Origin of the sequence: Chromohalobacter sarecensis, assembly GCF_023061135.1 — a bacterium.
Taxonomy (GTDB): domain Bacteria; phylum Pseudomonadota; class Gammaproteobacteria; order Pseudomonadales; family Halomonadaceae; genus Chromohalobacter; species Chromohalobacter sarecensis.
Map to the genome: position 1 here is coordinate 36976 of NZ_JAKGAN010000013.1, position 8206 is coordinate 45181.

Consider the following 8206-nt stretch of genomic DNA (forward strand, 5'->3'; position numbering starts at 1 on the left):
GGCGCGACACCCCGATACCGCGAACACGACCCAAGGTTGGAGTCATCCCTAGATGCATACCCTGAATCATCATATCGCCGGTGACGCCGTCGGCGGCGAGCGCACCCTCGAGGTAGTCAACCCGGCGACCGCCGCGCCGGTGCGCCACCTCGCGATGGCCGACACTGCCACCGTGCAGCGCGCCATCGACGCCGCCCGCGAGGCCCAGCCCGCCTGGCGCGATATGCCACCGGCCAAGCGCGCCCAGGTGATGTACCGCTTCAAGACACTGCTCGAGCGTGACGCCGACGAGATCTGCGCGCTGATCAGCGAGGAACACGGCAAGGTGCTGGAAGACGCCATGGGCGAGCTCAAGCGCGGTATCGAGAACGTCGAGTACGCCTGCGGCGTGCCGGAGCTCTTGAAGGGCGAGTACTCCCACAACGCCGGGCCGGGCATCGATACCTGGTCCAACCATCAGCCGCTGGGCGTCGTCGCCGGTATCACGCCGTTCAACTTCCCGGCCATGGTGCCGCTGTGGATGTACCCCATGGCGTTGGCCTGCGGTAACGCCTTCATCTTGAAGCCCTCCGAGCAGACGCCCTCGGCCGCCGTGAAGATGGCCGAACTGCTCGACGAAGCCGGGCTGCCCAAGGGGCTGTTCAGCGTGATTCATGGCGACCGCGAGGCCGTCGATGCGCTGATCGAGGCGCCCGAAGTGCGCGCGCTGTCGTTTGTCGGCTCCACCCCCGTGGCCCGCAAGATCTACGAGGGCGGCACCCGGCAGGGCAAGCGCGTGCAGGCCCTCGGTGGTGCCAAGAACCACGCCGTGGTACTGCCGGACGCCGACCTCGATAACGCCGCGAGTACCCTGATCGGCGCCGCGTTTGGCAGTGCCGGTGAGCGCTGCATGGCGATCTCCGTCGCTGTGTGCGTGGGCGACGCCACCGCCGACGCCCTGGTCGAGCGCTTGGCTAGCCAGGCCCGCGAACTCAAGATCGGCCCCGGCACCGAAAAGGGCCTCGACATGGGCGCGCTGATCAACGCCGGTCAGCGCGACAAGGTCGCCGGCTACATCGAGCAGGGCGCGACCGCCGGCGCCGAACTGGTGGTCGACGGCCGCGAGCATCCGCTAGTGGAAGGCTCGCCCGGCTACTTCCTCGGCGCCACGCTGTTCGATCGCGTCACGCCGGAGATGAGCATCTACCGTGACGAGATCTTCGGGCCGGTACTGTGCGTGGTGCGCGTCGAGACCTTCGAGGACGCCATCGCGCTGATCAACGCCCACCAGTACGGCAACGGCACCTGCGTGTTCACCCGTGACGGCGAAGCTGGACGACGCTTTGCGGATGCCATCGAAGTCGGCATGGTCGGCATCAACGTCCCGCTGCCGGTCCCGGTCGCCTTTCACAGCTTCGGTGGCTGGAAGGACTCGCTATTCGGCGACCTGCACGCCTACGGCCCCGACGCCGTACGCTTCTACACCCGCCGCAAGGCCATCTCCCAACGCTGGCCGAAGCGCAGCGACCAGGAGACCGCCCAGTTCAGCTTCCCCTCCTAAGCCACACCCACCGCTAAACCCCACGCCCGCGCCGCTCACACCGGCGCGGGCGTTTTTGTGTGTACTCCTTTCGTGTAGCGACATGTTAATCGACGTTAAATTACGCTAGGTTAAGTATTGTTTGATGTTGCCGATAAAACCTAATGAACCGGGTGGTGGAGCGTTCAGTGCTTCGCCTGGCGGTAGCGTGGGTAAAGCGACGACGGGGCGAATGGAGGGCTGGTGTCGGTCTTCAGGTGACCGAGTCGGCAAAGGTCGCAGACACACGAACTCGACATAACGCGCCGAATTATTCTGAGTATCCTTAAAATCAATGGTCTAAGCGTTAAAAGGCGGGTTAGATAGGATTTCTTGAGCACGCGTGCTTGTTCAAGTGGGAAAACGAGAAAGCTATCTAATAAATTTTGTATTTATTAGAAAATTTATTAAAATAATAGGCTAATTAATGACCAAGTTTGTTGCCATTAAAGTGCATTATGACCATCGGGGCCAACTTCCCAGACACCTGAAATACTCTATTCCACCCACTGCTGAGGAGTACAGTAAGTATCTGGAGCTATTTTCTTCTGGCGTAGGTGGAGAAGGATTTCATGAATGTATGAACTTCGCCATACCTGAAAGTGGCGACGTTCCAATTTATTTGCCACCGACATGCATCCCCGCAGCAAGCGCTTTCGATGAGGAGTTTGTATTTTTTACTTTCACTTATAAAGGAGATCGTGAACTTCCAGCATCTATAGTTGGTGTTCACGCGCAATCCAAGATGGTCGATCGTGTCGGTCTTGATCGGTCAGACATAATGCTTGATTTCCTCGATGTTAACCTTCTTTATCAAGCTGTCGCAAAATCAGAGTACGTCACTCTATTTACTGAGCCTCTGGGCTACGACTATAAAGAGGGTGTTTATACGCCCTCATTCGATTCATGGGGCTACGGACTTCGTTACTTAGAAGATCAGCACGCCAAAAGACTCATAACGGATGCGTTTTCGGCAGCCTCAGAAGCGCTCAGGCAGCAAGATGAAACGACTGCAATAGTATCGGTCAGAGAACTCGAGGTTCTATCACGGATTCATCACAGGTATTTTGGAGCCCCCCTTGCTCTACCTGCAGAAACAGAAAATCGCTCTACTTTTAATCCATCGGAACCAGATCCAGAAGTTGGTAACCTTGGGGAGCGTGTCATTTACGAACAGGAATTAGCTTATGCTAAGGCGCACAAAATACCATTACATAAAGTTCAATGGGTATCCCAAGCAACGCCAAGCTCAGTCTATGACATTCTTTCTGCTCGGCTAAAAAATGAAAAGATCGTACCCCATTACATAGAAGTTAAATCAAGCAGAATGGATCTTGGGCAAAACATTATAGTTTCACACCGGCAAGTGGTTTTTTTGGAAAAGCATCGTACCACTTCTTCAGTAGCGTTAGTTAGTTTTTCGGAGGGGCGAGATAGTCCGAATTCGAATTACTATTTGGCTGGTGATTTTCTTGATCAATTTGAGCTAGAACCAGTCAAGTATCGAGCTGTTTCTAAAAAATGAGTATAACAAATAGTTGGAGAGGGACTTAAAAACCGCTTCGCGATTTTAAGCCACTCAGCTCAGGTGTTAGGGGGACGTTTTGACCAGGGAAGAGGCTACCGTTCTAGCGGCTGTCACAGCGGCTATATTTTCATTGACTTCGGCATTCATATCGCTCATCGCACGAGATCGGCTGATTCAAAAGCTGCACGGAGAGGGCTTCTTAAAGAAGACTTGAATGAGTTCGGCTCCGCTTTGTATGAAGTGGTGGCGCTTAGTCAAAAAATGACGAAGCGGAAGACAGACGGTAGTTTTAAGTCTGCTAGACACAACGCTATGAACGTATCCCGACGAATTGATTTCTTCGTCGCTCTAATCGATATTCGTTATGGGGGCTGGATGAAGGCTTTCGTACTATGCTCTGGATGCCGGTATATATCGCCCATAATAAAAAGACTCGTGGCGGAAAGCGCGCAGCGAAACTTATAGTTTTAGGCACGGGCCTTCGAAAATCACTCGATAAAGCAATCATTCGTTCTTACGTGAAAGGAAAAGCGCCGGGGTTTTGGAGTAAGTCAGTTGTCCGTTTCCGAGCGTGGCACCTCCGCGCATATTTTAAGTTTGGTAAACGTAAGCGTTGACTTAAATAACTGCTGCAGTTGACCGTGAACCGCCCCCGGTTTAGTGGACATGCATCGATAACTCCCACGGAGGAGAAAGCTGATGCCCGCAATAATCACGGGGAAGAAGACGCAACGTTACAGCACTGAGTTCAAGGCGAAGGCGATGGAGTGGAGCCATCAGCTTGTAAGGAAAAGCTGCCATGACGGCGAAGGTAGGAGCCGCTTCGCCGCCGCCATCGAAGTCGGCATGGTCGGCATGGTCGGCATCAACTTGCCGCTACCGGTCCCGGTTGCCTTCCACAGATTCGGCGGCTGGAAGGATTCGCTATTCGGCGACCTGCACGCCTACGGCCCCGATGCCGTGCGCTTCTACACCCGGCGCAAGGCCATCTCCCAACGCTGGCCGAAGCGCAGAGCCCAGGAAACCGCCCAGTTCAGCTTCCCCTTCTAAGCTACATGGACCGCTAAACCCCACGCCTGCGCCGCTCACACCGGCGCGGGCGTTTTTGTATGTACTCCTTTCGTATAGCGACATGTTAATCGGCGTTAAATTAAGCTAGCTTGGGTAATTAAGGACTTGCCTTCTTAGGAAGCGCAAATAAGCCCTGGTACATTACTGAGGCCGGTGCGGTGGCGCATGAAGTGCTGCACCTTGGCGGTAACGTGGCCGGGATGGTAGCGGGGCAGGGCTGGTGTCAGCTCCAACGTGAATGAGCTGGCAAAGGCAGTAGTCACGCGAGTTTTGTATAGATTGCCGAGTTATTCTTGATTTGGTTTTAAACCAATAAGTTAAGTGTGAAAAAGGCGGGCTAGTAAGATTTTTGAATACGCAGGCGTTTTCAAGAGGGTAAATGGCCGCACTAGCTAATACCTGTAGGATATCGGAGGGGCTATGAAGCGGCCGAAACCGCCAAAGCCACCAGATAGACCTCAGAATCCGCGGATACCAAGGCCGCCGGGGAAATCTGAATGGGTGAGGGCGCATTGGCGCTGGGATTACGGAAATCGTCAGTGGGAGTGGGTCAAAGGCCACTGGCGCAAGTAGGGTGCGAGTGCACTGAACCGCATCTGCCCAAGTCGAAGGAGGAGCGATATGTACAAAGTCGGTGAAAAGCCAGGAGTTGGAAGGTATTGCTGCACAAATTGCGATTGGAGTGCACGATTGGACGACGCGTCGGACCGTCTCCCGCCGTGTGGAAAGTGCGGTAAAGGACACAACACCACCTATCGGAAGTGTTGAAATCCAACAACGGCTTCAGCCGACGCGGCAAAGCCGCGCGGCTGAAGCCTGGCCATTATGAAGTATACGAAGAAGAGGCTTTGAGCCTTTACCGTCTCTTCTAGGCAAACCCTGCTGACGAGCCGGTGAGATTCCGGCGAAAAGAGACCACGATAAAAGGAGCTCTAGCTATGGCTGTTAAGCATACGCCTACTGGTGTAGTCCATAGTGGAAATAAAGGTGGCACTACTAGTTGCGGCTACAATACCAGAGAAAATCCGAGCCATTGGGTTCAATCCCATGAGCGTATCAATTGCGATAAAAATGGGTGCAAGAACTAATGCATAACAAGCTCAGGCATAGCGATGTGGACTTCCCCAAGTTTAGTAGACACGTACCGATAACTCCCACGGAGGAGAAAGCTGATGCCCGCGATAATCACGGGGAAGAAGACGCAGCGTTATAGCACTGAGTTCAAAGTGAAGGCGGTCGAGTGGATCCATCAGCTTGTAAGGAAAAGCTGCCATGACGGCGAAAGTAGGAGCCGCTTCGCCGATGCCATCGAAGTCGGCATGGTTGGCATCAACGTCCCGCTGGCGGTCGACTTCCACAGCTCGGTGGCTGGACAGACTCACTGTTCGGCGACCTGCACGCCTACGGCCCCGACGCCGTACGCTTCTACACCCGCCGCAAGGCCATCTCCCAACGCTGGCCGAAGCGCAGCGACCAGGAAACCGCCCAGTTCAGCTTCCCCTCCAACTTATGTTGCTCTGCCCCTTGTGTCCGCCCATCTTTGGTGATGGGCGGTACTGCTTCGATTCTCTAGAGCGGCATCAGGCACCGAGTCAATTCCCGAGCATTTCGTTCACGCGCTCGCGGTTATCTTCGATCCATGCGGCGGCGGAATCCTCGAATGGGACGTCGTCGTTCTCGTACGCGGCCATCATCGCTTCCAAATCGGCTACGCTAATATGCCACTGGGACATGATGTCGTAAGCACGCGGATACTTGTCTTCGATGCCTTTATAGGAAAGCACGAAAACGCTGTCATACTTGAAGTGTTCTTCCGTATCTTCCAGGAACTTCAAGTCGTATTGCGAGAACATGGAGTGCGGGCGCCAGCCAGTGATGATAAATGGCTCCTGCTTGGGCACCTTGTCTTTGATTACGCCCATCATGGCGGCTTCGCTGGTATAGGCAAGCTGGTACCCATCGAGGTCATAGTCTTCATCTGCCATCACCTGCTCGGAGAGGTCGACGATGCCCGCTCCGGCGCCAATGGTTACTATTTGGCCGCCGAACTTCTCTGCCTTGCCCGCCAGATCTCCGATTGTCTCTTCTTCGACATAGGTAGGAACCACCCAGCCTAGCGGTACGTTTTCATAGCTGGTGGCGACTTTCTGCAGATCATCTTGGTATTCACTCCACAGTGCCTGCTCGGTGTAGGGCAGCCAGGCGTCCATGAAGAAATCGATCTGCTCGGCTTGCATCCCTTGGAAGATCGCTGGTTGAGCAAGCAGCTTCTTTTCGACGTTGTAGCCTGCCTCTTCCAGGATCAGTTCGGCGATGGCCGTTGGTGCTTCGGTACTAGTCCAGGCCGGCATACCGAAAGTGATGGTCGTGTCTTCGACCCCTTCAGCGACCAGCGGACGCTGATCGGTGGCATGGGCACCTGTAGCGATCAATGTGGAAGTTAGCAGCGTCGTGGATAAGGTTATTAATTTCATATTTTCTCCAGTCTCTGTGGCCAAACTCGCCCTGGTTACTGCTCAGTGGTAGGGGATGTTAGCGTGGCGAAGGTTTCGCGCAGGGTGTCCGGGGTAAACGGCAAGGCATCGATCTTGTCTGCATGCCAGGCGGCATACTGGTGTCCTTCCAGACACTGGATCATGTTGTCGGTATCCAGCACTTCCAGGGAGTAGACCCAGTTCGCCATGAGGGTCATCGCAGCCATGTGAGCGCCCTCGTTAGAGGCGGTACACATGTCGTGGACCAAATGGATGCGGTAATCGCGGAAGTAAGCGTCGAACACGGATGTCATCAAGCAACCGTCCGTTACTACACCGCCGATGATCAGCCGCTTGACGCCGAGGCTTTTCAGCACCAGGTCCAGGCTGGTTTCAAAGAAGGCGCTCCAGCGATATTTGTCGATCACAATGTCCGTGTCTTGAGGCTGGACCGCCTCGATGATCTCGATGCTATCGCGGTTATCGGCGTAGAACTGCGGTTCGCCATTGGCATGGCGTGGTTCATCCAGCGAGAGTCCGACACCGTCGTGTCGATTGATCTGGCGTGTGTAGATGACCGGGATACCAGCCGCTCGGCAGGCTTCGATCATGCGCTGAGTGTTGCGCACGACACCATCCAGCCCGAGCAGACCGAAGCCGCTCTCTTTCTGCAGATCAATCACTACCAGGGCGGTTTCACTTGTCTTCATGCTTGACGTTCTCTTGGAGGGATTTGTGGTCCGGTAGCGGCTCATCGCGCTCGGGCCGCGGGAAATGTTCGAAGATCTCTCCTGATTCCATGGCATTGGCCAGTTGCGTAATCCAGTTCAGGTAAGCTTTCGAGCCGCTTACCAGTGCCTGGTCTTTTGCAGCTACTTCTCTGGTCTCGCTGTCCGTCCCGTGGTCAGCGATCTCGCGCATTACTGGCTCGGTTTGCTCCACCGCCTTGTTAATGATTCCGCGCTCCAGGCGCAGCATCTTGACCATGAAGCTCAGGAAATTCTTGAAGAAGTCCTTTTCGGCAATGTAGTGGTCCTTGCGATCACCTTTCTTCCACACCTTTACCACCATGCCGGTGTCGATCAGTTCGCGGACACCGGTACTGACGCTCGCCTTGCTCATGGCGACTTCGTCCTTTATGTCGTCCAGCGTCAGCGGTGATGCAGAGAAATAGAGCACGGCGTAGATCCGTCCCACTGAGGGTGTGACACCGTAGGCCACCATGCTCTGGGCAAGGGCGCTGATCATTACATCGCGCGCTTCTTCCAGGCGCTGTGTGTCCGTCTTCTGCATGGCATGCTCGGAAGTTTTGTGTATATTGAACGTTTTGAACAAAGTAAACAAGAATGCGGAAGTCGTCAAATCGACATACCTCCCTGGTCACAGGTCGCGGTATGGAAGCTAAGCGATGGAATAAAGGAAAAGGGTACCGCGTTGGTGGTCGACAGCCGCCTGCCATAGCTTCGGCGGCTGGAAGGACTCTCTGTACGGCGACCTGCACGCCTATGGCCCCGACGCCGTGCGCTTCTACACCCGCCGCAAGGTCATCTCCCAACACAGGCCGCAGCGCAGCGA

General features: G+C 55.1%; 6 protein-coding genes and 3 pseudogenes. 6 read left to right on the plus strand and 3 right to left on the minus strand.

Annotation, left to right across the window (positions count from 1 at the left end; genetic code table 11):
* Window positions 1–52 precede the first annotated feature (52 nt).
* The 5 genes and pseudogenes from L1071_RS15595 to L1071_RS15610 all read left to right on the plus strand — a co-directional run.
* A complete protein-coding gene (locus L1071_RS15595) occupies window positions 53–1540 on the plus strand; it encodes a CoA-acylating methylmalonate-semialdehyde dehydrogenase (RefSeq protein ID WP_246976843.1) in 1488 nt (495 codons plus the stop codon).
* 445 nt (window positions 1541–1985) lie between these two features.
* Complete coding sequence (locus tag L1071_RS15600) at window positions 1986–3083, plus strand: protein NO VEIN domain-containing protein (RefSeq protein WP_246976846.1); 1098 nt, start codon at window positions 1986–1988, stop codon at window positions 3081–3083.
* 804 nt (window positions 3084–3887) lie between these two features.
* Window positions 3888–4136 (plus strand): annotated as a pseudogene (locus L1071_RS15605) (aldehyde dehydrogenase family protein); the annotation flags it as partial.
* Window positions 4137–4778: 642 nt separating this feature from the next.
* Window positions 4779–4925, plus strand: coding sequence for a zinc ribbon-containing protein (locus L1071_RS16315; protein ID WP_378110139.1), 147 nt, complete (start codon window positions 4779–4781; stop codon window positions 4923–4925).
* 506 nt (window positions 4926–5431) lie between these two features.
* Window positions 5432–5661, plus strand: a pseudogene (locus tag L1071_RS15610) (aldehyde dehydrogenase family protein); the annotation flags it as partial.
* Window positions 5662–5749: 88 nt separating this feature from the next.
* On the opposite strand, the gene L1071_RS15615 reads toward L1071_RS15610, so the two are convergent.
* The 3 genes from L1071_RS15615 to L1071_RS15625 are packed head-to-tail and all read right to left on the minus strand — an operon-like array spanning window position 5750 to window position 7924.
* Window positions 5750–6631, minus strand: coding sequence for a glycine betaine ABC transporter substrate-binding protein (locus L1071_RS15615; protein WP_246976849.1), 882 nt, complete (start codon window positions 6629–6631; stop codon window positions 5750–5752).
* A 35-nt stretch (window positions 6632–6666) separates the two neighbouring features.
* On the minus strand, window positions 6667–7341 hold the full coding sequence (locus tag L1071_RS15620) for a cysteine hydrolase family protein (RefSeq protein WP_246976852.1): 675 nt from the start codon (window positions 7339–7341) through the stop codon (window positions 6667–6669).
* Window positions 7328–7924, minus strand: coding sequence for a GbsR/MarR family transcriptional regulator (locus L1071_RS15625; protein WP_246976854.1), 597 nt, complete (start codon window positions 7922–7924; stop codon window positions 7328–7330). The genes L1071_RS15620 and L1071_RS15625 overlap by 14 nt, the downstream gene beginning before the upstream one ends.
* A gap of 157 nt (window positions 7925–8081) precedes the next feature.
* Here L1071_RS15625 and L1071_RS16320 point away from each other — a divergent pair.
* A pseudogene (locus L1071_RS16320) lies at window positions 8082–8206 on the plus strand (aldehyde dehydrogenase family protein); the annotation flags it as partial.

Coding starts and splice junctions, on each gene's coding strand:
- L1071_RS15595 (WP_246976843.1), top strand. CDS start 53: ATGCATACCCTGAATCATCATATCGCCGGTGACGCCGTCGGCGGCGAG.
- L1071_RS15600 (WP_246976846.1), top strand. CDS start 1,986: ATGACCAAGTTTGTTGCCATTAAAGTGCATTATGACCATCGGGGCCAA.
- L1071_RS16315 (WP_378110139.1), top strand. CDS start 4,779: ATGTACAAAGTCGGTGAAAAGCCAGGAGTTGGAAGGTATTGCTGCACA.
- L1071_RS15615 (WP_246976849.1), bottom strand. CDS start 6,631: ATGAAATTAATAACCTTATCCACGACGCTGCTAACTTCCACATTGATC.
- L1071_RS15620 (WP_246976852.1), bottom strand. CDS start 7,341: ATGAAGACAAGTGAAACCGCCCTGGTAGTGATTGATCTGCAGAAAGAG.
- L1071_RS15625 (WP_246976854.1), bottom strand. CDS start 7,924: ATGCAGAAGACGGACACACAGCGCCTGGAAGAAGCGCGCGATGTAATG.